Below are 22,936 nucleotides of genomic sequence, written 5' to 3' on the forward strand. Positions count from 1 at the left end.
GCTTATCGATCGACGGGTTAGCCTGAAGCATCAATTCCATTTACGCATGGCTAACAGGTTTATAAAGCCGTCGATTATAGCAAACGCCACCCTCTGCCGTCAGGCAAAAATCTCGGTCAAAAAGTTTTGCATCGCTTGCCAAGACCGGCGATCAGCAATCGGCTGATAAACTGTACCAAAATCGGGATTATTAGCCACAGGGTTGGTAAACGCGTGCATCGTGTGGCCGTAACTATGCAACTGCCAGTCCGCACCTGCCTTAGTTAATTCGTCTTGCAAGGCAAGTACTTGCTCAGCGGAGGCCATGGGGTCATCATAGCCATGCAACACCAGTACCTTAGCCTTGATTTGGGGGTTCGGGATATTTTCAGGCGCACCGAGCAAGCCATGAAACGACACAACCCCGCGAATATCCACGCCGATCCGCGCCAAATCCAGCGCACACAAACCGCCAAAACAAAAACCTATCGCCGCAATCCTAGCGTTGTCGGCCCATGGCATTAGTTTGACAGTGGATAGCGCCGCCCGTAAGCGCTGTTGCAATTTCCCCCGATCTTGTATGAAGGGTTGCATCAATGCGGCGTTTTGTTCCGGCGTCTTCCCCAGGACGCCTTTGCCGTACATATCCGTAGCGAACGCCAAATAACCCAGTTCCGCCAATTTGAGAGCCTTATCGGCCACAAACTGGTCTCGTCCGCCCCAAGCATGATGGATCAGCACCACCGGTCTCTGCCCAATAATTGCATCGTCATAAGCAAAAAAACCTTCCAGCACCGTGTCGCGATCCAGGTAACTGACGGTGTTCGACATTATTGCCATAAGCTTTTTCCTATCCCGTTAATCACAGCTCGCCAGTTTGTTGCAATGCTTGCAAAAATCCCGCCGATGCCTCTTCGACCATATCCAGTACCCGCTCGAAACCATAACTACCACCGTAGTAAGGGTCTGGCACTTCGCGTTGATTCAAGTGCGGCGCATAATCGAGAAAATGCCGAATCTTATGGCTCAAATCAATCGGACAGGCTTCTTTCAATATGGCGTGATTTTCGTCGTCCATGACCAGTATGTGATCGAACGCTTCAAAATCTGCGGATACAACTTTGCGCGCCCGCAGATGCTTCAATTCAACCCCTCTGTCTCGAGCGGCTTTTTGCGCACGCAGATCGGGCGCGTCGCCAATGTGGTAGGCGTGGGTACCCGCGGAATCTATTTGAAAGCGTTCCCCCAGGTTTCTTGTAGTCACCAAATGAGAGAAAACGCCTTCCGCGGTGGGCGATCTACAGATGTTACCCATACACACAAACAAAACCTTGATTTTCCGCATAGTTGTTAAGTTTTTAGAATAGATGACGCTAAATTGTAAGCTATACTCGGTTGGCATGTCTTCAGGACGGTACTGGAAAGACAGTTAATACAAGAAATTTAAAGCGTATTTTAGGGGAGTTTCGAATGTTGATGATGAACTGGCATTCTGTAGGGGTAAAGGTGGTTTCTATAACCATGTCGGTGCTAACACTTTTAGGCATAGCGATTTTGGTTGTTTACTCAAGCTTTGAGAAACAAAAGCTGATTGACCGGGAAATCAAAGCCTCGCGGCAACTACTCACTTTGTCCGAATCAATCCGCGACAATGTCGTAAAAAAATGGGAAGCAGGCATCTACACGCCTGAGCAACTCATGCAATTGGTCGAACAAAAAGGTAGCTCAAAAGCCAGAGAACTGGTGGTCGCCACCGTGCCGACAGCCAATGCTTGGGACGTCATCGAAGCGGAAGCCAAAGAGCATGGCTTTCGTTTCAAAGCGCCGTCTCTTAACCCCAGAAATCCCCGAAACGCCGCCGATGACATCGAACGTCAAGCGCTGGAGTTTTTCAGAAGCAACCCTTCCGCCCAAGACTATAGCTTCGTAGACGAAGAAAAACAGGAAGTCCGCTACTTACGCCCCGTCAAATTAGTCAAGCAATGCGAAATATGTCATGGCGACCCCAAGACCTCGCAAACTCTCTGGAATAACGAGAAGGGCCAAGATTTACTGGGATATCCGATGGAAAATCGCCACGCCGGCGACTTACATGGCGCATTCGAAATCGTCACCCCATTCAGCGTAGCCCTTGCCGAGCTGAAGACTAATACCTTTTACGCTATCGGCTTCTTGTGCATAACACTGATCATCATTGGCTTTACCGGCTACTTCACGATGAGCAAAATCATCATCGGTCCGCTGACGGCATTGGCTTTGAAGCTGCAAGACATAGGCAGTGGCGAGGGCGACCTGCGGGCTCGTCTGGATGCGAGCGGCAAATCGGAGTTTGCCTGGATCGCATCGAGTTTTAATACCTTCGTGCGCAAAATAGCCAAAACCATCGACCAGATCAGTTCCACCAGCGAAAAACTGGCCAGCTCTTCTCACAAGCTTGCCAATATCACCCAATCGACTCAAGCCGGTGTCGAGCGGCAATTGCACGAAACCACATTGGTGGCCAATGCGATGAAGCAAATGACGTCGACGGTGCAAGAAGTCGCCAAAAATGCCGTTAGAGCATCGGAAGCAGCGGAAATCGCCGACCGCGAAGCGTCTTCGGGCAAAAACATCGTGAAAGATGCCGTGCATGGTATTAACAGCTTGGCATCTGAAGTGGAAAATGCCGCCAATGTGATACACGAGCTGGAAAACGACAGTAACAGCATCGGTGAGGTATTGGGAGTCATTCAAGGCATTGCCGAACAAACCAATTTGCTGGCATTGAACGCCGCCATAGAAGCAGCCAGAGCTGGCGAGCAAGGTCGAGGCTTTGCGGTAGTAGCGGATGAAGTCAGAACCCTGGCCAGCCGTACCCAAAACTCCACTTTGGAAATCCAAAAGACTATAGAACGCTTGCAGGACCGTGCGAAACAGGCCGTGGCAGTAATGGAAAACGGTAGAAGCCGCGCAAACTCCAGCGTAGAGCAAGCCGCATCCGCCGGTGGTTCGATAACCACTATTAGTGAACGTATCGATACCATTAACGATATGAATAACCAGATAGCCAGCGCTGCCGAGGAACAAACCGCAGTTGCCGAGGAAATCAATCGTAACATCAGCAATATCAGCCGGGTATCCGAAGAGACTTCGATCGGCGCGAAAAACACTGCGGATGCCTGCCACGAGTTACTTGACCTGGCGAATCAGTTGCGCTCCATGGTTGGGAACTTTAAGACCTAGCTAAACCGCTATCCGTTTGGCCCGGCGTAACCTGCATTCAGGCGGCGCCGGGCCCTGAACCGGTTTAAATTTATAAGGTTTGTTCGCCGAGGCTGGCTATAATTCACTAAGAATAATTACAGTTTCGTAGCTTAAGGATGAAGACATGCCCACAAAAATGAACCAACTGTTCGACCAGATCCACAAAATTCCGCAAGTACCCGAAGTCGTAAGATCCCTCATCAATCAGCTAAACAATCCCAACGCGGATATGCTCGACATAGCCAAAAACGTGGAAAAAGAGCAGGTGATTGTTTTAAAAATCCTGCGTTTGGTCAACTCCGCGCATTTTGGTTTATCCCGTAAAATTGGCTCTATAGATGAAGCCATCACCTTACTGGGCATGAACCAGCTGAAAACATTGGTGATCGCATCCGGGATTGTCGGTGTGGTACCGCAATTGGATAATTTCGATGTCAAACAAAGCTGGCGGAATAGTTTTCGCACAGCAGGTTATGCAAAATGGTTCGCGGCCCAAGCGGGTCTGGCGGCCGACATCGCCTATACAGCCGGGCTAATCAGCAATCTGGGCAACCTACTGATTCACATTGGCAGCCCCCGCGAAGCCAACGAAATTGATCAGCATGTGAAAAACGGCAACGTTAGACTGGAAATTGAGAAGAGGCGCTTGGGCTACACCAGCCCGGCGGTCTGCGCGGAACTTTGCCGTCGCTGGAAATTTGCCGACGAATTAGTCGAAACCATCGAGCAATCGGCGGAACCTTTGGCCGCGGAGACGCCTAACAAGTTAGCTTGCACAGTTTTCCTCGCCCATGCAATCAGCGATTACCAAGATCAGGGTTTGGATGAAAATCAGATTTTAGCCTCGTTACCCAATCAATTAACCGCACTTTTAGGCCTATCGGAGCAACTCCTTAAGGAAAAACTGCCGGATGTTCTAGCGGCTAAATCTGAACTCGACGGCCTTCTGGATTAAAAAACATAATTTTCAATAATCGTTCAGACGAATTTATTTGCCTGAACGATTGCCATACCAGTCTCGCTATTTAACCCCCCGCCTCATAGAGTCCACCGCACCCTAAAACCGAGTATCAGCGCGCCGTCATCCCCAAATTGACCGCAATGTGAGCAAGCTCGGTGGTAGTGTCCACCTGGAGCTTTTTCTTGATTTGCGTGGCGTAGTTCGCCACGGTTTTATGACCCAAACACAGTTGATCGGCGATCTTATGCACCGTCAACCCTTGGGCAAGCAAACTAAATACATCGAACTCGCGCGCAGAGAAACCGGCGATTATCGCGTGATAACCGGTGTGCTGGCGTTCTTCACCGCCGCCCTTGACCAAACCGCGCTCGACATACTGCTGACCGGACATAATTGCCGCTATCGCTTCGGCAAGAATACCGGGAGCGCTATTTTTGGTGATATAACCCTGCGCGCCCGCTGCCAAGGCCCGGCTGACATACACTTGTTCGTGATGCACGCTAAAAACTAAAATTCTCGCCTCGCGGTCGCGCTGAATGATCCGCCGAATAGTTTCCAAGCCACCAATCCCCGGCATGGACAAATCCATCACCAACATATCGGGCTGCAATTCTTGATAAAGTTGAATAGCCTGCTCACCACGCTCGGCTTCGCCTATTACTTCGACACTATCCCCCGCCGCCAACAGCATTTTAAAGCCAGCCCGCACCACCAAGTGGTCGTCCACCAACACGATTTTTATCTTGTTATTCATACGAGCGGGATTCGTGCATTAACCAACATACCTGAGCCAGGACGAGACAGCACCTGCAACTCGCCATCCAGCGACTTGATGCGTTCTTTAATACCCAGTAAACCAAAGCCTTGACTGGTAGTCTGCAAATCACAACCTCGCCCGTCATCCTGCACTTTAAGCTGTAAACAGGCCTGCGGTAGATCGAGCTTTTCCAAGTCGATAGTCACGCTATGCGCTTGTGCATGGCGCACGACATTGGTCAAACACTCCTGAATCACCCGAAATACCTGAATGGTTAGATTTTTATCCAAACCGTCCACGGCGTCGCTACAGCGAATCGTCAGCCGCAGGTCGGCATTACGTTCCGACCAATGATTAACCATCTCTTCCAAGGTGGCCTTCAATCCCAACTCGGTCAAAACCAAAGGATGCAATTGCTGCATCATCGAACGCACCACGGTCATTAAATGATCGCAAATTTCCGAGATTGTTGTGGTTATTTTAGCGGCGTCGGCTTTGCGATGTGCCGCGGTTACCGCCATCACTTTAATAGCCGTCAGGGATTGGCCGAACTCGTCATGCAATTCCTGAGACAGGCGTTGGCGTTCTTCTTCCTGAATCGCCAACGAATGCTGCGTCAAGGCCCGGTTTTCCTGGCGGGTTTTCTCAAGCTCCACCGTCATATGATTGATTGCGTTGGCAATATCATCGAATTCCTGTGTGGAAAATGGCGGCAATTGTTGGCGATATTGACCGGTTTCGATCAGGCGCAAGGCATCGACGATGACCGCAATCGATTTCAAAGACTTATTAAAGACCAGATTGACCGCTAGAAAAGTCAACATCGTTAACAAGGAAATCGACGCAAAAAACGCCACGCTTTCCTGCCAGACTTCGGTGATTTCATCGAGCGGCTGAGCCTGAATGATCAGAGTCAACAACTTGCCGTCCTGCATATTCAACTGGTGCTCTACCTTGGGATAATCGCCCTTTACCAAGCGGATAAACCAGCTAGGAGGCATTTCTTCGGGATTGGTCGGTTGATTTTCGCCAGCGAAATGGATCAGTTGTCCATCCGGCTTTTGCAATTGGATACTCAAATGCCGCGTTTGCCGCAACGCGCTGAAGCGGGATAAATCGTCGCTTTGTTGAAATACTGGGGTATCGGCAATGCCCAAGGTAATCAGTTGCAAGGCCAGATGAATCGAGGCATCGACCTCCTTCTCGACCGCCTGGCGCGCTTGCCAGACCGCAATCGCCCCGCCCAATACCAAAATACAAACCGAAGACAGCAGGATGCGACAGATAATCTGGTAGCGAAGGCTCATAATGCGGAGTGCGTTGAAAACCCTCTATTATCCAGCCTAGCTTCCCACACAGCTATAGGAAAAATTCTTATTTATTTCCTGGCCGTAAGAACTGCAAAGTGCAGCCCTTTAAACATAGAGGGCTCAGGATATGTCGTACACCAACTCGACGCTAAAGGATTCATATTTAAGCAAACGAAAGCCTCGGCCTTGACTCAGCCTACCCAAACCCGGGCATTTCTGAACATCCGCAACCACGCCCCCTCTTCCAGCCACTCAGCCGGATGCCAGGAGTTTTGTATCGCTCTGAAGCAACGCTCCGGATGCGGCATCATGATGGTAAAACGACCGTCGGCGGTGGTTAAACCGGTAATGCCAAGCGGCGAGCCGTTCGGGTTGGCCGGAAAGGCTTCGGTTTCATTGCCGTAGTTATCGACATAACTGATCGCAACTTCGGCTCCGGCAGGGTTTTGGGAATCGAACTCGGCGCGGCCTTCCCCATGCGCCACCACGACCGGCAGCATAGAGCCAGCCATGCCTTGAAAAAAGATCGACGGTGAAGCCTGCACTTTGACCAACGCTACCCGCGCCTCGAATTGTTCAGATAGATTGCGTTTGAACTGCGGCCAGTGTTCAGCGCCAGGAATAATCTCCTTCAGGCCGGACATCATCTGACAACCGTTGCAAACACCCAAACCAAACGTATCGGGACGCGCAAAAAACGCGGCAAATTCATCACGCGCTTTCGGGTTGAATAAAATCGATTTGGCCCAGCCGCCGCCCGCACCGAGCACGTCACCATACGAAAAACCGCCACAAGCCACCAGACCGGTAAAATCCGCCAGCGACACACGGCCGCCGATGATGTCGGTCATATGTACGTCAATTGCCGCGAAACCAGCTCTATCGAAGGCCGCCGCCATTTCCACATGGCCGTTGACACCTTGCTCCCGCAAAATCGCGACTTTGGGTCGGACCGCATCCGCGAATCTCGCAGCGACATTGTCGTTGATATCGTAAGTCAACTGAGCCGACAAGCCTGGGTCGTTGTCGTCGGCGATACGCTCGAATTGTTGCTGGGCACAATCCGGATTGTCGCGCAAGGCCTGCATCCTAAAGCTGACTTCCGACCAGGTTTGTTGCAATGCCGCACGCTCAGCACTGTAGATTTCGTCGCCGTTCCGAACGATACGCAACCTTTGATCAGAGCTTAATTTACCGACAATATGGGTGAATTCGTCGAGTCCTGCCTGATCCAGTATTCGTGCGACATGATCCAATTCCGCCGTTTTCACTTGCAGCACTGCGCCCAACTCTTCGTTGAACAAGGCCGCCAATACATCGCTACCCAAATCGGAAATATCCAGATCGACGCCCTTACGACTGGCGAACAGCATTTCGGCTACCGTCGCCAGCAAGCCGCCATCCGACCGATCATGATAAGCCAGAATCAGCCCCTGTTCGTTCAAGGCTTGAATAGTATCGAAGAAACGCTTGAACAAACCGGCGTCGTCCAGATCCGGTGCCTGGTTGCCGAGCTGATTGTAAACTTGGGCCAGCACCGAACCACCGAGACGGTTCTTGCCCCGGCCAAGATCGATCAACAGCAACACGCTATCGGCATTTTTCAGCTCGGGAGTGAGTGTACAACGAACGTCATGCACCGGCGCGAAGGCGGTGATAATCAAAGACAGCGGCGAGGTCATGGTCTTGTCATGCCAGACGCTTTTCATAGACAGCGAATCCTTGCCGACCGGAATCGCAATGCCCAATTCCGGGCACAATTCCATGCCTACTGCCTTAACGGTATCAAACAGCGCCGCGTCTTCGCCGGGGCTGCCGCAAGCAGCCATCCAATTGGCGGACAATTTGACATCATTAAGCTTGCCTATGCGAGCCGCCGCCAAGTTGGTCAAAGCCTCACCTATCGCCATACGGCCGGAAGCCGGGCCGTCAATTAAGGCCAATGGCGTGCGTTCGCCCATCGCCATCGCTTCGCCAGTGTGGGCATAAAAGCCGGAAGCCGTGACCGCGACGTCAGCTACAGGCACTTGCCAAGGACCGACCATCTGGTCGCGAGCGACGAGCCCGGTCACTGAGCGGTCGCCGATGTGAATCAAGAAGCTCTTGTCCGCGACGGCCGGAAACGCCAAGATCCGTTTCACCGCTTCGGCCAATTCGACTTTGTCCAGTTGCAAGTCAGGCAAATTCTTGGTCAAACGCTGCACGTTTCTATGCATTTTCGGCGGCTTGCCGAACAATACCGACATCGGCAGATCAACCGGTTTACCCCCAAGCCATTCGTCGCTCAGCGTCAGATGCTCGGCATCAGTCGCTTCGCCGATTACCGCATACAGACAATGTTCGCGTTTGCAAAAAGATTCGAACAGTTCCAGCGACTCAGGTTTGATAGCCACCACATAGCGTTCCTGGGCTTCGTTGCACCAGATTTGCATCGGCGACATACCCTTGTCGGCGTTCTGCACCTTGCGCAATTCAAAACGGCCGCCCCGATCACAATCGTGAATAATTTCCGGCACCGCGTTGGACAAACCGCCGGCGCCTATGTCGTGGATAGAGACGATAGGCGTATCTTCGCCCAAGGAATTACAGTGGTTGATCACTTCCTGGCAACGGCGCTCCATTTCCGGGTTTTCGCGTTGCACCGAGGCAAAATCCAGTTCCGCCGCACTTTCTCCGGAGGTTTGCGAGGAGGCCGCGCCGCCGCCCAAGCCGATCAACATGGCCGGACCGCCCAGGATGATGATTAAGGAACCTGCCGGAATCGCCTGCTTATCGACCAGCATCGGCCGGATGTTGCCCATGCCGCCGGCAATCATGATGGGTTTATGGTAGCCGCGATATTGGTTCGCTTCGCCAGTTTCAGCCGGTTGTTCGAAACTGCGGAAATAACCGGCGATATTGGGCCGGCCGAATTCGTTATTGAACGCCGCGCCGCCGATTGGCCCTTCCAGCATGATGTCCAACGCCGAGACGATGCGCTCCGGCTTGCCGTAATCCGCTTCCCAGGGTTGAGAAAAGCCGGGGATTTTCAGATGCGAGACGCTGAAACCGGTCAAGCCGGCCTTGGTCGCCGAACCGCGACCGGTGGCGCCTTCGTCGCGAATCTCGCCGCCGGAACCGGTTGCTGCGCCGGGATGCGGGGAAATCGCAGTCGGATGGTTGTGGGTTTCCACCTTCATCAACATGTGCGCCTGTTCTTCTACATAACCGTAGGCGTAGTTATTAGCTGCATCGCGGATGAACACCTTGGCTGTAGGGCCTTCCAACACCGACGAGTTGTCGCTGTAGGCCGACAGCACACCTTGCGGGTTTAGAGTGTGAGTATTGCGGATCATCGCGAACAAAGACTTGGCTTGCTCTTCGCCGTCTATCGTCCAACTGGCGTTGAAAATTTTATGCCGGCAATGCTCAGAGTTGGCCTGAGCGAACATCATCAGTTCCACATCGGTCGGGTTACGGCCTAAATTGATGAAGCTCTCGGTCAAATAATCGATCTCATCGGTAGACAAGGCCATGCCTAATTCAGCGTTGGCCTTAACCAACGCATCCCTGCCCTGCTCGATGATAGCCACGGTTTGTAAGGGCTGGGGATCGTACTCGGCAAACAAATCAAGTTCAGCCTGATCGTAAACCACTTGTTGGATCATTCTATCGTGCAGTAAAGCCGCCAGTTGGTGTTTAACGGCATCGCTCAAAGTATCGGTAGTGGTAAAGCGATATTCGATACCGCGCTCAATGCGTTTTACCGCCGACAGGCCGCAACGCTCGGCTATTTCCGAAGCCTTACTGGACCAAGGCGAAATAGTGCCCAAACGCGGCACCACCCACAAGGAGAAAAACGGGGATTCAGGCGATTCGCCGCTCCCTTCCACCGCCGCATTTTCGCTGTTTTCATCGCTTTGGCCGTAATCGAGCAAGCGTTCCAGCATCGCCGATTGCTCTGCGGATAGCTGCCCATCGATTTGTATGAAATGCTGAAACCGGGCAGTAACGGCAGTAATGCTGCCGGCGACTGTCTGTAGTTCGGTCAGCAGCTTTTCAATGCGAAAACGGGAAAGAGCGGAGGTTCCGGATAGGGTCAACATGGGCTGTGTTTGAGTCGATTTTTATAGCTGAAAGAGATAAATACGGGACATTCCGAACGTACAACGCGGTAAGCCCCAAACCGCAAGCAATGCGGCGATTTTATGGGGCGGCTGCACTATCGGCCGCGCCATCCGACTTGTCGGGGGTGCTGCTGGGTATATCCTGGTTGATGCCTTCGGTGATTAATCTGAGCAAGGAGGTGGCAGCGGCATTTGACAGGGTCTTACCGTCACTATCTTGCACGGTCACTTCGGTCAGCAGTTCATCGAGTTGATGCAGACTTACCCGGTATTCTTGTTCCTGGCTAGGATCGTCGCCGAATAAAAAAGTGACTTCGTCCAGAATGGAACCGTCTTCCGGCTTAATAGCGTCAGGGTCGTATTTTACGAAGAAATAGCCTTTATCCATATTCCGTTCGACCACTTCCAATTTTTGCCGGCTCAAGGCTTTACCGACTATCCACCACGCTTGAGTGGACGATTGATCGATTTGTAAACTGCTGACACCACTGCTGCCGGCTGCTTGCACGCTACGCCCGGAGCCAGCTGCTGCCGATACAGTCTCTTTTGTTTCGGTCTTCTCCGGCTTGCTGGGTACGGGTTCGACGGCATCCGCGACTGCCGCAGATTGGACAGGCTCCTGCCGCACCGGCTCTGGTGCAGGTTCCGGAGCATTGCTTACCGGACGCGTCGCCAAGGTCTTGGTTTTCAGATCATCCGGGACGACTAATTCGGGGATTTCGGTAGTAAATTGATAATCTCTTTCCTTATCCGGAAACCAGCTCTTGATGGTGCTGCACGAGGCATTGAACAGCAACGCCGAGACCAGCACCACACGACCGTATAGGCGAGTTTTCATGATTATAAAACGCCGGCTTGATGCATCGCCGCACGTACGGTAGCGAAACAGTCCTCGGTCAGCCAAGTCAAAGGCAAACGGATGCCTTGGCCCATCAAACCCATTTCAGCTACTGCCCATTTCACGGGGATGGGATTGGATTGAATGAATAGACTGCTATGTAAACCGGTCAATTTGGCGTCTATCGCCTCGGCAGTCGCGCGATCACCTGCCATCGCCGCTGCCAACATTTCATGGACCAGTTTCGGTGCCACGTTGCCGGTTACGGTGATGCTGCCGTTGCCACCCAACAAACAAAATTCACAGCTGGTGGCGTCGTCGCCGGTATACAGCGCAAAATCGTCGCCGGTCAAATCCCGGATCTGTTTAACCCTTTCCAACTTGCCGGTCGCTTCTTTCACGCCAACGATGTTGTCGATTTTCGCGAGTCTACCCACGGTTTCCGGCAACAAGTCGCAGGCAGTACGCCCCGGTACGTTGTACAGGATTTGCGGAATATCGACTGCTTCGGCGATGGCTTTGTAATGCAGATACAAACCTTCCTGAGTCGGCTTGTTGTAATAAGGTGTGACCAACAAACAGGCATCTGCCCCAACTTCCTTAGCTTTTTGGGTCAGACGAATCGCCTCGCGGGTGCAATTGGCACCGGTGCCAGCGATAACCGGTATCCGGCCCGCCACACAATCGACGATAAACTTGATGACCGCACAATGTTCGTCTTCGTCGAGAGTTGCCGATTCACCCGTCGTGCCGACCGCAACCAATGCGTCGCTCCCCTGCTCTATGTGAAATTCGACCAGCTTTTTCAGACTGACTTCATCCACCGCACCGTCTTCCATCATCGGGGTTACCAGCGCAACGATACTACCTTGAATCATGCAAATCTCTCGTGTTTAGGTAAATAAAACTTTGCCATTATATCAAGCTAACCCTGAAAACTCAGCTTGTTATATTTGCCGGGCGACCAGAAGTCTATCTAGCGCGTTGGCGAAATTTTGGACATCTTTGGCCGTCATAGCCGCGGCACCACCGACTGCCAAACCGTTATCACGCAAGCCCTCCATGAAATCGCGCATGGCCAGTTTCTCGCCGATATTCTCCGCCGTGTAAGCTTCGCCGCGCGGGTTAATCACAAAACCCTGTTTGGCTATGATTTTTGCGGCCAGCGGAATATCGCCGGTAATCGCCACATCACCAGCCCGCAGATGCTCGACGATATAATCATCAGCCACATCGAAACCGCCGCTGACGCGAATGGATTTGATATAGCGGGATGGCGGCGCGGCTATGCTTTGATTGGCGATCAGCAGCAATTCCAGCTGTCTTTTTTGGGCGACGCGAAACAATACCGTTTTTATCAAATTGGGACAGGCGTCCGCATCCACCCAAATCCTGATTGCCACCGTCATTACGTGATCTTCGTATCCGGTTTTATGCGAATATACCAACCGTAATACAAGGCATAGGCCACCAAAAACACCAGATATCCGGACCACAAAATATCCGACGCAAAATGCCCGCCCGAGGTCATCCGGGTAAAGCCCAAGGTCCAAGCCAGCACTATTGTCAACAGAAAATAAATGACTTTGTGGTTTTGCGACAGAAAATACAATACAAAAAATGTATAGCCTACCGAGCAATGGCCGCAGACGAATGATTTGTCCGGGGTGTGACCGAATTTTGCTGGTGGTACATACTGATGCTCGCCACCGAACTGGCTGACATGCACCGGCCGGGGTCTTCCCCAATGATCCTTAACAATAAGATTAACTACCAGGCCCGGACCTAAAGCAATGACCAGCAGAATATATAAGGCCTTCCTGCGAAAACGTTGCGTGTAAGCATAAAAATGACTCAGGACATAAACCGCCAACGCTATCAGACCGGCCCACAAGGTGAACGGAAAAGCATAGTCATACAATAGCTTCCAGGGCCACCAATGCTGGGTCGGCCAGACATCACCGGGATTTTCCGGATGATAAAACAAAGCCGCCAAGCGCAAATCCAGATCTGTCAGCCCAAACAATAGTGTCGTCAGTGCCGCCAATAGCAACACGAGCATTAGTTCTGTGCGCGCGCGTCTAATTTTCAGATGGGGCATAGCTTTCCTTATCCGATGTTAGCCGGACGGTTTCCGGCCAAAACTTCAGGTTTTCACCTAAATACAGGTAATACGGGGAATTTGGCTTGGCAGGATTGGGAATTTGCGCCAAGAACCGAAAATTTTGAAACGCCGCTTTCAATTCTGCGGGTACGTTTTCCTCCGGGGTTTCACCCATCACAAAGCCGTTTTTGCCAACAAACGCATGCGGACCGGGCCAGACTTCGTATTGCGATGCCACCAAGCCACTGGGTTCGTAGCGATAAACCTTCGGGTGATCGGGTAAATAAAACGCCAACTCGCTCGCCAGATAACGATGGCCCAAGGCTACCACAAAGGTATTATCCAAGTTGGGTAAACTGATCAAGCGCTCGAAATGCACGTTAATCGCCAATTCCTGCCAGCTGTTGAAACGCTTGGTGGGATCAAACGCGGTGTTTTGCAGTTTTAAAACTTGTAACACGATAGGCAGCGAATAGGTCAACAGTACCATCGCCAAACCCAGCCCGATGCCGTATTTCATGGTCTTTTTCCAGGCCCCCGCCAACCAGTTGCCGGCCAGCAATATCAAGCCGGCAAAATAAAACGGCATAGGCCAATTGCCTTGGGCTTTTTGCAGCACACTGAGTAGCAAAACGCCCAATAACAAGGCTGGGCCCATTAGTAACAAAAACCTTTGTTCGGCCGACAAACGTTTGAAGTTAAACGCCGCTTGCGTGCTGCTCATCACCACCAACACAAACAGCACTGGCGAGACCAACAAAAGCTGATACAACAGAAAATCTCTGGCCCATTGTAAATGCTTAAGCACGCTTACCGGTTCATGGTTACCGAAATGGCCTTTGCTATGCCCGAACATCACCCAATCGTGCTGTTGGTTCCACCATAAAATCGGCACTGCCGCGATGACGATAGGGCTTAAATAAACCAGAAACTCTTTTTTCAACAAACCACGGCGTTGCTCATCCACGGCTAAAAAGATCAGCAACATTAACGGCAAGATCAATGCAGATTGCTTGCTGAGCAAGGCGGCGGCACTGGCCAATCCAGCCCAACACCAGGCGCGCGCTTGCTGGTCGAACAACGCCCGCCTTAAGAAATACACGGTCATCATCCAGAAACAATACAGCGGCGCATCGATGGTCATCAGAAAGTTGGCCAGCACATTGATCGGCGTTGCCAACACCAGCAGCAGCGCCAAAGCGCCACCGCGTGCACCGTAAAAGGCCTTTGCGGTCGCGTGAAAAAACCACAGAAAAACCGTACCCAACAGCAGCGCCGGCAAGCGCACGGTAAACGTGTAATCGCCCAATAGCCAGGTAAAGGCGCCGATCAACCAAGCTATCATGGGCGGCTTGCTGTAATAGCACCAATCCGGTTGCCGCGACCAATCCCAGTAATAGCTTTCGTCGCCGATCAAATCAAAACCGTTGATCAGCAAAAATCCGCCGCGCAACAGCATAATCGCCAACAGCAAAGCCAGTGTATGTCCGTCTATCCAGCGTAACAATCTCTCAGACATAGGCTGTTACTCCCATTTCTCCAGATAATGCAACAACAGTTGCAGGCTGCGTTGCCCGCGAAATTCGTTAATATCCAGCTTATACGCCGCGTTGATTTTCCGGCAACCCAACCATTTCTCGGGGTGATCGGCAAAAAACGCTATCCCATCCAGTAACTGGCCGCTGAACGGCAAACGGAGCACAAACTTCAAATGCTGCTGACCAACAATCCGGCATTGGATCACATCGAACACCCCATTGAATACCGGCTCAGGGAAGTTTTGCCCCCATACCGCCGCATGCTGCAGCACTTCCGCGAAGGCTAAGGTCATGTGTTGCTCGTCCAGTTCGCCGTCGGAATAGACCTTCTGTTCCAGATCTACTAATTCCAGTTTCGCTGCAACCGTCTCGGCAAAAGCCAACGCGAAATGCGGATAGTCATGCAATTTAATCGTCAAACCCGCTGCCATCGCGTGGCCGCCGAATTTGCTTAAAATCTGCGGATGCTTGGCCGCAATCTCACTGAGCACATCGCGAATATGCACGCCATTGATGGAACGTGCCGAACCCTTAATATCGCCGTTGTCGGCTGGCGCAAACGCGATCACCGGCCGGTGTAAGCGGTCTTTGATCCGCGATGCCAGGATACCAATCACGCCCTGATGCCAATTGCCGTCGTACAGACAAACCCCTGCCGGCACATGTTTATCGTCAAGGGCTTTCATTTCGGACAGTAAAGCCATCGCCTCGGTTTTCATCTGGCCTTCGACTTCTTTTCTGTCTTGGTTCAAAGCATGCAATTGCTCGGCAATGTCATGCGCCAGTCCCGCATCGTCTGTCAGCAAACACTGGATACCCAAAGACATATCGTCCATCCGCCCGGCAGCGTTCAAGCGCGGCGCAATCGAAAACCCCAGATCACTGGCGTGTATCCCGGCCAATTGCTTGCCAGCGACTTCGGCCAAGGCCTTGATACCCGGCTGACATTGCCCGGAGCGAATTCGCAGCAAACCTTGATGCACCAAGATCCGGTTGACCTGATCCAAAGCCACCACGTCCGCCACGGTGCCCAAGGCCACATAATCCAGCAGACGCGCCAGATTCGGTTCGGCGATGCCGGATTTTTCAAACCAATGCAATTCGCGCAAGCGAATCCGCAAGGCCATTAAGATGTAAAACATCACACCCACACCAGCGATATGCCGGCTAGGAAACTTATCGTCGGGCAAATTGGGATTAACCATCGCATCGGCAGCCGGCAATTCAAGACCCGGTAAATGATGATCGGTAATCAAAACTTTGATGCCAGCGGCCTTGGCAGTTTTGACGCCATCAATACTGGAAACACCATTATCCACAGTGACGATAACGTCGGGAGCTTGCCGTTTCACCAGCTCAACGATTTCCGGAGTCAGACCGTATCCGTATTCAAAACGATTGGGCACCACAAAATCCACCGCACCGGCCCCCAACAAGCTCAAACCCTTCAAGGCCAAGGCACAACTGGTGGCGCCATCGGCATCGAAATCGGCGACCACAGTAATCTTTTGCCGTTGTTTGATAGCCAGAACCAAATGCTCGACCATCTCCTTCATGCCGGTCAGTAACCACGGCGAAGGTAAACTAGCCAGACTACGATCAAGTTCTTCCGCGCCCTGTACGCCCCGGCAGGAAAAAATGCGTTGCAGCACCGGATCCATCTCGCCAAAGTGCGGATTTTTAGTCTGCACCGGTCTGGGCACTATGACTTTCTTAACGCTTTGCAGATACATATCAGACAATAAAAAAGCCGGCATTTGCCGGCTTTACGATGCTCATCGTCAGACTCACATCGAATCCAAAATGGCTTTCTTCACCGCATCCAGCGAGGCGTCTATCGTTATTGGCTGGTCATCCTTGCATTGCGCAATGGCGGTATCGGGATCTTTAATGCCATTGCCAGTCAAGGTACACACAATCGTGCTGCCTTCCGGGATGTTGCCGTTAGCGATATCCTGCAAGGCACCGGCCAATGACGTGGCTGAGGCCGGCTCGCAGAAAATCCCCTCATAGGCCGACAACATTTTTTGCGCGGCCAGTATTTGCGGGTCCGTAAACGATGCAAACCAACCGCCGGATTGTTTCTGCGCAGTCCAAGCACCATCCCAAGATTGTGGATTGCCGATGCGGATTGCTGTGGCTATCGTTTCCGGATTTTCCACGGGATGGCCGGCTAAAAACGGCGCGGCGCCTGCCGCTTGATAGCCGCACATTACCGGGCGCTTTTTGGTCACGGCTTTATGCGTGGCGCTATCAGTGGAATATTCCTTATACCCTTTCCAGTAAGCAGTGATATTGCCGGCGTTACCCACGGGCAAGCAATGGAAATCCGGCGCATCGCCCAAGGCATCGACAATCTCGAACGCGGCGGTTTTTTGGCCGTCGATACGAAATGGATTGATGGAATTAACGATGGTTACCGGCGCATGATCCGCAATTTCCTTGACGATAGACATGCCGGCATCGAAATTGCCTTTGATCTGAATGATCTTGGCTCCGTACATCATGGTTTGCGCCAACTTACCCAAAGCAATTTTGCCCTCAGGAATCAATACGAAGGCACGAATGCCGGCCCGCACCGCATACGCAGCAGCAGCAGCCGAGGTGTTTCCGGTCGAGGCGCAGATAATGGCCTGACTGCCCTCTTCCACCGCTTTAGTCACGGCCATGGTCATGCCGCGATCTTTGAACGAACCGGTCGGGTTCAAACCTTCGAACTTCACGTAAATATCAACATCCTTGCCGATTAAACGCGGAATGTTTTGCAGTTGAATCAGCGGGGTGTTGCCCTCGCAAAGACTGATGATCCGAGTATCGGCGGAGACCGGCAAGCGGTCGCGGTAGCGTTCGATAATACCTGTGTAGCGAGTTGGGGTGGCCATTATTTATCCTAAAGTTTCCAAGCGAATCCGTGCCACTTTACCGCTGACTGTTGCCAACGCTTCGATGGCCGCAATCGCGGCGTTCATTTCTTTTTCTAAGGTTAGTTGCGTCAACATGATGATCGGCACGGAAGTCTCGCCTTGCGGCGGTTCCTTTTGAATCAGGGCTTCAATGCTGATATTGTGCGCAGCTAGAATTCGGGTGACATCCGCCAACACGCCGGGCTTGTCTTCAGCGGTCAGACGCAGATAGTAAGCGGTTTTAATTTGCTCGGCAGGCAACACCGGAATGTCGGCAATCGCATCGGCTTGGAAGGCAAGATGCGGCACCCGGTTTTCCGGATCGCTGGTCATCGCTCGGACCACATCGACCAGATCGGCCACTACCGCCGAAGCAGTCGGCTCCGCTCCGGCGCCGGCGCCGTAATATAAGGTTGGACCCACTGCGTCGCCGCAGACCAGTACAGCATTCATCACCCCATCGACATTGGCTATCAGACGACGCTTGGGAATTAGGGTCGGATGCACGCGCAGTTCGATGCCATCCTCGGTTTTACGAGCGATACCCAAATTTTTAATCCGATAGCCCAACGCTTCCGCGTATTCGACATCCAACCGGGTGATTTTAGTGATGCCTTCGGTAAACACTTTTTCAAATTGCAACGGAATGCCAAAGGCAATCGAAGCCAGTATGGTCAGCTTGTGCCCTGCATCGATACCTTCCACATCAAAAGTGGGATCGGCTTCAGCGTAACCCAAAGCCTGCGCTTCGGCCAAGACATCGGCAAAATCGCGGCCCTTGTCGCGCATTTCGGTGAGGATGAAATTACCGGTACCGTTAATAATGCCGGCCAGCCATTTGATGCGGTTACCGGCCAGACCTTCGCGGATGGCTTTGATGATCGGTATGCCGCCGGCCACAGCCGCTTCGAACAAGACCATCACGCCTTTTTTACTGGCTTCCGCGAAGATTTCGTTACCATGCAAGGCAATCAAGGCTTTATTGGCAGTCACGACATGCTTGCCGTTGGCAATCGCCGTTAACACCAGTTGTTTAGCCAGATCGTAGCCGCCGATCAGCTCAACGACCACATCGATATCAGGATCGTTGACGATCTCGAACGGATCGGCCGTCAAGGTAATGCCATCGGTTGCACAAATCCGCGTCCGATTTAGATCACGGGCGGAGGCGCGGGTGACGACGATTTCACGGCCGGCCCGGCGCGCGATTTCTCCGGCATTCCTTTTCAACACGTTGACGGTACCGCCACCGACGGTGCCCAATCCCAAAACCCCAACTGTTACCGGCTTCAAACCTGACTCCTAACGTGATACCCAAAAATGGCGGCGATTATACTACGTTGTCTTTTTTCAGCATATTGCGGATGCTGCGCAAGGCTTGACGGGTCCGGTGCTCGTTTTCGATCAAGCTGAAGCGGATGTGATCGTCGCCGTGTTGTCCGAAGCCGATACCCGGCGACACCGCCACTTTGGCGTCGATGATCAGTTTCTTGGCAAATTCGATGGAACCCATTTCCCGATAGGCTTCCGGAATCTTCGCCCAGACAAACATGGTCGCCCTCGGTTTGTCGACATGCCAACCCATCGCATTCAAGCCGTCGCACAACACATCGCGGCGCGCTTCGTACATATCGCAGATTTCCTTCACACAATCCTGCGGACCTTCAAGAGCAGTAATCGCCGCGACTTGAATAGGCGTAAATGTACCGTAATCCATGTAGGATTTGATCCGCGTTAATGCAGCGACCAAGGTTGGGTTACCGCACATAAATCCCACCCGCCAACCGGGCATGTTGTAACTTTTGGATAAGGAGAAAAACTCGACGGCGATGTCTTTCGCGCCTTCCACCTGCAAAATCGAGGGGGCCACATAACCGTCGAACACGATGTCCGCATAAGCAATGTCGTGGACGATCCAGATATTATGTTCCTTACAAATCGCCACCACTTTCTCGAAGAAATCCAGCTCCACGCATTGGCAAGTCGGATTGCCCGGAAAGTTTAAAATCAACATTTTCGGCTTAGGCCAGCATTCGGCAATGCCTTTTTGTAACTCTTCAAAGAAATCCACGCCAGGCGTCAAAGGTACATGGCGAATATCCGCACCGGCGATCACCACGCCATACGGATGAATCGGGTAAGCCGGATTGGGCACCAACACCACATCGCCAGGGCCCAGCGTGGCTAAAGCCAGATGCGACAAGCCTTCCTTCGAACCTATGGTGACGATGGCTTCGGTATTAAAGTCTAAGTCAACATCAAAACGGCGTTTGTACCACCCGCAAATGGCTTTGCGCAAACGCGGAATACCTTTAGAAACAGAGTAACGATGCGTGTCATCACGCTGTGCCACTTCCACCATTTTGTCGAGAATATGCTTGGGCGTGGGTTGGTCCGGATTCCCCATCCCAAAGTCGATGACATCTTCGCCCTCCGCTCGGGCTTTGGCTTTCAGCTCGTTGACGATATTAAAAACATACGGCGGCAGGCGGCTAATGCGATGAAATTCTTCCATTAATGACTCTTGAGATTCTGAATTTTAAAGACGGCTTCTAAAAGAAAGCCGGCTAAGGTACTGTTGTTGCAGGGCAATGTCAATTTCGGTGCAGCGGAGCGCGTCCGAAAATGCTGATCGAGCGGAATTTAGGGTTGCACAGCAGTAGTTGACGGGATTTGAGCAGTATCCGCACTCTGCTGATGCAGATAAGAACCGCCGACTAGAAAAGTCAGCACCAATAGATACAAAACTGCGGCAATATTTTTAACTTTCTTGCTGTCGTCGTGACGCTGGTTGTTCATGAATTAAAGTCTCGTGAATATATAGGCTGTTACCGCAATTGTAACGCTTGCGCAATCAACTTAGAATGAAAAGCTCGAACTAAGCGCTCGGCCAAACAATGACCGCCGTCCGCAACCGCGATTTACCAAAACAGGACATGCGATCAAAATCCTCGCGGGCAATCGGAATAAACTGGCAATCCAGCTCACTCTGCCGGCCATCGTCCGGGTCGGAATCATGCATATACAAACAATCCTTATCAAAGCCACTCATCACTACCCAATGCGGGGCTTTTTTGCGATCCATCGAAAAGGTACTGATCAAGATTAAAGGTATAGCCCCGGCTTCGAAGGCGGCTATCAAATCGTTTTGCGTAATGTTGGCGTAATGTATCGCCACGCCCTGCTCCGCCGCTTCGCGCTTGAAGCAGGTATCGACCAACTCGACAATTTGCTTTTTATCCTCGCTACGCACGCTATCGATAAACAAGGAGCCGGTTTGATTGATCCAGACTTCCACTGAGAACCTTCGACGCTTGGCCGCCAGCGCCAAACCTATCGGATGGCAACCGCCGTGCCCGGAGGTCATAAAAATCGTCGTCGCTTCGCGCCATAACTCGATTTCCTGTTCGCGCGACGGCAAATAACTTTTATTTAAGGCGTGCATCGCCATCATTAAGGCCGCCGGGCCGCAGGTAAACGGCGTGGTTTGCCGCAGCCAATGCACCGAGCGATGCTGAGGCGTATCGCGGTAACGGCGAATGCGTTTTTGGTAACGCAACGCATCTTTATGATCCTGATAATAATCCCGATACAAGCCAAACTTTTGAAAACCCAGTGCCTCGTATAAACGGATGGCCGGGGTGTTATCCACGCTAACTTCCAGGCGCAGATATAGGCGACCGTCGTCGCGGGCCGCTTGCTCACCGGCCAACATTAAAGTCTTGGCTATGCCGTTGCCGCGTAGTTGTGGCGCCACCGCCAGCGAATAAATCCGCGCCAAGCGGGTGCCGGGATGATAAATGATCAAAATATAGCCGGCCACCAGCCCCGCCCATTCGGCTAACAACAGCGCGCGATGATCGGAACTCAACCAATGCCGAAAACTGCGTCGGCTTAATTTATCGGTAGCGAAGCTGGCATTTTCCAAGGCCACCAAGCCCTCCAGATCGGTACTTTGCGCCGGGCGCACCGCCAACTGGTTCGCTAAGGCCGGTAAAGCGGTCACGACGATACTCCGCGCAGCGCCTGACCCAGCACTTGCCGAGCGCGAAATAACACCATTTCCTGCCAGGCATTATCGTTGGGACAGAAATGCTGGCGCATCACCATGCTATGAGCGAAACGTTGATCGTGATTATCCTCCAAAGCCCAAAGCTGGTGATCGCGCAGCAGGATTTCAAACAAGTGGTCGGTGCTGTAAGTGCCGAACTCCAGCGTCACGTAACAACTTTGCGGATTCATGTTCGCGTGCCACAGATAATCCAACAAGCCCAGTTTCGGCACCGAGCTGGAAGTACCCGCTAAAGGCAAGGTCACCGAATCGCCGTACCAGCTTTGCGCAACCGCCGCGCCGGCGCTGTCGGGTTGATGGTCACAAATAATTTCCCCGTAGCCATAAGGCCCCAGACCGGTATGCAAATCCACTACAGCCAAGCAGCGTTGGCCCAGATTGTGACGTTGAATCAAATCCTCGCAGACTAGGCGCCCATGGGCCGGCGCTATGCCACCAAAAAACGGCCCGGACGGGTCGCGGTATTGTCCGCCGCTGATGGCTTTTTCCAACGCGACTCTGCCGTATTCCTGGGTAAAATCGGCAAATGCCTGCTGTCTTTGCCCCGCATCCGCCACGAATAGCCAATCCCGCAGTTTGTCGTAATCAGGGTTATCCGGCAAAGACTGCGAAAAATCCACCGCATTGCGATTTAAATCCACACCGTCGGCATCACACCGCCGCGACCAGGCATAACCCCAAGGCGTCAGGGCGTGAATCAGCAATATCGCCGTGTCGCTCGGAATGTCCAGCTGGCGCTTGCTTACCCCTTGCAGCAAATCAAGCTGTATCGCGCTGCCCGCAAAGCCTTCCACGCCGTGCGTCGCGGCGATGACCACGACTAGGTTGTCGGCATTTTCATCGCCTATCCAGGCAATATCGGTCAGCAAAGATTCGCCGTCCGGCCCGAGTCCGGCGCATTGATAAATCTCATGCCGCACCGGCTGTTCCATCTCTGTGATTAGCGACAACCAAGCCTGGCGGGCACTAGCATAACTAGCCTGGAATACGCTGGTATCGATTTCGGTGCCGAATGGGGACAAACTCATCTGCATACTCAAATGTTCGGAGACAGTAATTGTACAGTGTGGCAAACCCCCAAGCCGCAAGCAATAGGCAGTGTTAACAGGGATTGCAGAATTCGAC

The 22,936-nt window shown here is 52.4% G+C and carries 19 protein-coding genes; 2 read left to right on the plus strand and 17 right to left on the minus strand.

The annotated features are described in order from the left end of the window. Nucleotides 1-99: 99 nt before the first annotated feature. A complete protein-coding gene (locus METH11B_RS0104580; protein ID WP_026601008.1) occupies nucleotides 100-819 on the minus strand; it encodes a dienelactone hydrolase family protein in 720 nt (239 codons plus the stop codon). A 22-nt stretch (nucleotides 820-841) separates the two neighbouring features. Continuing rightward, nucleotides 842-1,324, minus strand: a complete 483-nt coding sequence (locus METH11B_RS0104585) for a low molecular weight protein-tyrosine-phosphatase (RefSeq protein WP_026146779.1) — start codon at nucleotides 1,322-1,324, stop codon at nucleotides 842-844. Between the two features lie 125 nt (nucleotides 1,325-1,449). Here METH11B_RS0104585 and METH11B_RS0104590 point away from each other — a divergent pair, with 125 nt between their 5' ends. Beyond that, nucleotides 1,450-3,201: a methyl-accepting chemotaxis protein gene (locus METH11B_RS0104590; protein WP_026601009.1), complete on the plus strand. Its 1,752-nt coding sequence runs from the start codon at nucleotides 1,450-1,452 to the stop codon at nucleotides 3,199-3,201. 145 nt (nucleotides 3,202-3,346) lie between these two features. Continuing rightward, the gene (locus tag METH11B_RS0104595) at nucleotides 3,347-4,177 is read left to right on the plus strand and encodes an HDOD domain-containing protein (protein WP_026601010.1); all 831 of its coding nucleotides are present in this window, start codon (nucleotides 3,347-3,349) and stop codon (nucleotides 4,175-4,177) included. Nucleotides 4,178-4,292: 115 nt separating this feature from the next. Here METH11B_RS0104595 and METH11B_RS0104600 read toward each other — a convergent pair whose 3' ends face one another. From METH11B_RS0104600 to METH11B_RS0104670, 15 genes are all read right to left on the minus strand, one after another. Further along, a complete protein-coding gene (locus METH11B_RS0104600) occupies nucleotides 4,293-4,937 on the minus strand; it encodes a response regulator transcription factor (RefSeq protein ID WP_026601011.1) in 645 nt (214 codons plus the stop codon). Then, nucleotides 4,934-6,247 carry a sensor histidine kinase gene (locus METH11B_RS0104605; RefSeq protein ID WP_020481469.1) on the minus strand — a complete coding sequence of 438 codons (1,314 nt, stop codon included), beginning with the start codon at nucleotides 6,245-6,247 and terminating at the stop codon, nucleotides 4,934-4,936. Before METH11B_RS0104605 ends, METH11B_RS0104600 begins: the two co-directional genes overlap by 4 nt. Nucleotides 6,248-6,441: 194 nt before the next feature. After that, on the minus strand, nucleotides 6,442-10,335 hold the full coding sequence (gene purL / locus METH11B_RS0104610; RefSeq protein WP_026601012.1) for a phosphoribosylformylglycinamidine synthase: 3,894 nt from the start codon (nucleotides 10,333-10,335) through the stop codon (nucleotides 6,442-6,444). Nucleotides 10,336-10,435: 100 nt separating this feature from the next. Then, nucleotides 10,436-11,194, minus strand: coding sequence for an outer membrane protein assembly factor BamC (gene bamC, locus METH11B_RS0104615; RefSeq protein WP_026601013.1), 759 nt, complete (start codon nucleotides 11,192-11,194; stop codon nucleotides 10,436-10,438). A 2-nt stretch (nucleotides 11,195-11,196) separates the two neighbouring features. Further along, complete coding sequence (gene dapA, locus METH11B_RS0104620) at nucleotides 11,197-12,072, minus strand: 4-hydroxy-tetrahydrodipicolinate synthase (RefSeq protein ID WP_026601014.1); 876 nt, start codon at nucleotides 12,070-12,072, stop codon at nucleotides 11,197-11,199. 69 nt (nucleotides 12,073-12,141) lie between these two features. Beyond that, the gene (locus METH11B_RS0104625; protein WP_026601015.1) at nucleotides 12,142-12,603 is read right to left on the minus strand and encodes a YaiI/YqxD family protein; all 462 of its coding nucleotides are present in this window, start codon (nucleotides 12,601-12,603) and stop codon (nucleotides 12,142-12,144) included. Then, a complete protein-coding gene (locus METH11B_RS0104630; RefSeq protein ID WP_231499585.1) occupies nucleotides 12,603-13,256 on the minus strand; it encodes a phosphatase PAP2 family protein in 654 nt (217 codons plus the stop codon). The genes METH11B_RS0104625 and METH11B_RS0104630 overlap by 1 nt, the downstream gene beginning before the upstream one ends. A gap of 19 nt (nucleotides 13,257-13,275) precedes the next feature. After that, a complete protein-coding gene (locus METH11B_RS0104635) occupies nucleotides 13,276-14,817 on the minus strand; it encodes an ArnT family glycosyltransferase (protein ID WP_026601017.1) in 1,542 nt (513 codons plus the stop codon). A 6-nt stretch (nucleotides 14,818-14,823) separates the two neighbouring features. Beyond that, entirely contained in the window at nucleotides 14,824-16,569 is a 1,746-nt protein-coding gene (gene recJ / locus METH11B_RS0104640; protein WP_036276862.1) for a single-stranded-DNA-specific exonuclease RecJ, read from the minus strand. 54 nt (nucleotides 16,570-16,623) lie between these two features. Beyond that, nucleotides 16,624-17,718, minus strand: a complete 1,095-nt coding sequence (thrC, locus tag METH11B_RS0104645) for a threonine synthase (protein ID WP_026601019.1) — start codon at nucleotides 17,716-17,718, stop codon at nucleotides 16,624-16,626. A gap of 3 nt (nucleotides 17,719-17,721) precedes the next feature. Continuing rightward, a complete protein-coding gene (locus METH11B_RS0104650) occupies nucleotides 17,722-19,032 on the minus strand; it encodes a homoserine dehydrogenase (protein ID WP_036275601.1) in 1,311 nt (436 codons plus the stop codon). A 37-nt stretch (nucleotides 19,033-19,069) separates the two neighbouring features. Continuing rightward, nucleotides 19,070-20,254 (minus strand): alanine transaminase, encoded by a 1,185-nt coding sequence (gene alaC, locus METH11B_RS0104655; RefSeq protein WP_020481479.1) that lies wholly within the window; start codon nucleotides 20,252-20,254, stop codon nucleotides 19,070-19,072. A gap of 128 nt (nucleotides 20,255-20,382) precedes the next feature. Continuing rightward, the gene (locus METH11B_RS29370; protein WP_197026928.1) at nucleotides 20,383-20,538 is read right to left on the minus strand and encodes a hypothetical protein; all 156 of its coding nucleotides are present in this window, start codon (nucleotides 20,536-20,538) and stop codon (nucleotides 20,383-20,385) included. Nucleotides 20,539-20,617: 79 nt separating this feature from the next. Beyond that, complete coding sequence (locus tag METH11B_RS0104665) at nucleotides 20,618-21,745, minus strand: GNAT family N-acetyltransferase/peptidase C39 family protein (RefSeq protein WP_026601021.1); 1,128 nt, start codon at nucleotides 21,743-21,745, stop codon at nucleotides 20,618-20,620. Further along, entirely contained in the window at nucleotides 21,742-22,839 is a 1,098-nt protein-coding gene (locus METH11B_RS0104670) for a DUF2817 domain-containing protein (RefSeq protein ID WP_026601022.1), read from the minus strand. The genes METH11B_RS0104665 and METH11B_RS0104670 overlap by 4 nt, the downstream gene beginning before the upstream one ends. Between the last annotated feature and the right edge of the window lie 97 nt (nucleotides 22,840-22,936).

The sequence above is a fragment of the Methylomonas sp. 11b genome (genome assembly GCF_000515215.1).
Lineage (GTDB): Bacteria > Pseudomonadota > Gammaproteobacteria > Methylococcales > Methylomonadaceae > Methylomonas.

Bases quoted from the DNA above. Each gene is read 5' to 3' on its own strand.
- METH11B_RS0104670 (WP_026601022.1), bottom strand. From the start codon at position 22,839: ATGAGTTTGTCCCCATTCGGCACCGAAATCGATACCAGCGTATTCCAG.
- METH11B_RS0104630 (WP_231499585.1), bottom strand. From the start codon at position 13,256: ATGCTCGTGTTGCTATTGGCGGCACTGACGACACTATTGTTTGGGCTG.
- METH11B_RS0104580 (WP_026601008.1), bottom strand. From the start codon at position 819: ATGGCAATAATGTCGAACACCGTCAGTTACCTGGATCGCGACACGGTG.
- METH11B_RS29370 (WP_197026928.1), bottom strand. From the start codon at position 20,538: ATGAACAACCAGCGTCACGACGACAGCAAGAAAGTTAAAAATATTGCC.
- METH11B_RS0104635 (WP_026601017.1), bottom strand. From the start codon at position 14,817: ATGTCTGAGAGATTGTTACGCTGGATAGACGGACATACACTGGCTTTG.
- METH11B_RS0104600 (WP_026601011.1), bottom strand. From the start codon at position 4,937: ATGAATAACAAGATAAAAATCGTGTTGGTGGACGACCACTTGGTGGTG.
- METH11B_RS0104590 (WP_026601009.1), top strand. From the start codon at position 1,450: ATGTTGATGATGAACTGGCATTCTGTAGGGGTAAAGGTGGTTTCTATA.
- dapA (WP_026601014.1), bottom strand. From the start codon at position 12,072: ATGATTCAAGGTAGTATCGTTGCGCTGGTAACCCCGATGATGGAAGAC.
- METH11B_RS0104595 (WP_026601010.1), top strand. From the start codon at position 3,347: ATGCCCACAAAAATGAACCAACTGTTCGACCAGATCCACAAAATTCCG.
- METH11B_RS0104585 (WP_026146779.1), bottom strand. From the start codon at position 1,324: ATGCGGAAAATCAAGGTTTTGTTTGTGTGTATGGGTAACATCTGTAGA.
- recJ (WP_036276862.1), bottom strand. From the start codon at position 16,569: ATGTATCTGCAAAGCGTTAAGAAAGTCATAGTGCCCAGACCGGTGCAG.
- bamC (WP_026601013.1), bottom strand. From the start codon at position 11,194: ATGAAAACTCGCCTATACGGTCGTGTGGTGCTGGTCTCGGCGTTGCTG.
- thrC (WP_026601019.1), bottom strand. From the start codon at position 17,718: ATGGCCACCCCAACTCGCTACACAGGTATTATCGAACGCTACCGCGAC.
- purL (WP_026601012.1), bottom strand. From the start codon at position 10,335: ATGTTGACCCTATCCGGAACCTCCGCTCTTTCCCGTTTTCGCATTGAA.
- METH11B_RS0104625 (WP_026601015.1), bottom strand. From the start codon at position 12,603: ATGACGGTGGCAATCAGGATTTGGGTGGATGCGGACGCCTGTCCCAAT.
- alaC (WP_020481479.1), bottom strand. From the start codon at position 20,254: ATGGAAGAATTTCATCGCATTAGCCGCCTGCCGCCGTATGTTTTTAAT.
- METH11B_RS0104605 (WP_020481469.1), bottom strand. From the start codon at position 6,247: ATGAGCCTTCGCTACCAGATTATCTGTCGCATCCTGCTGTCTTCGGTT.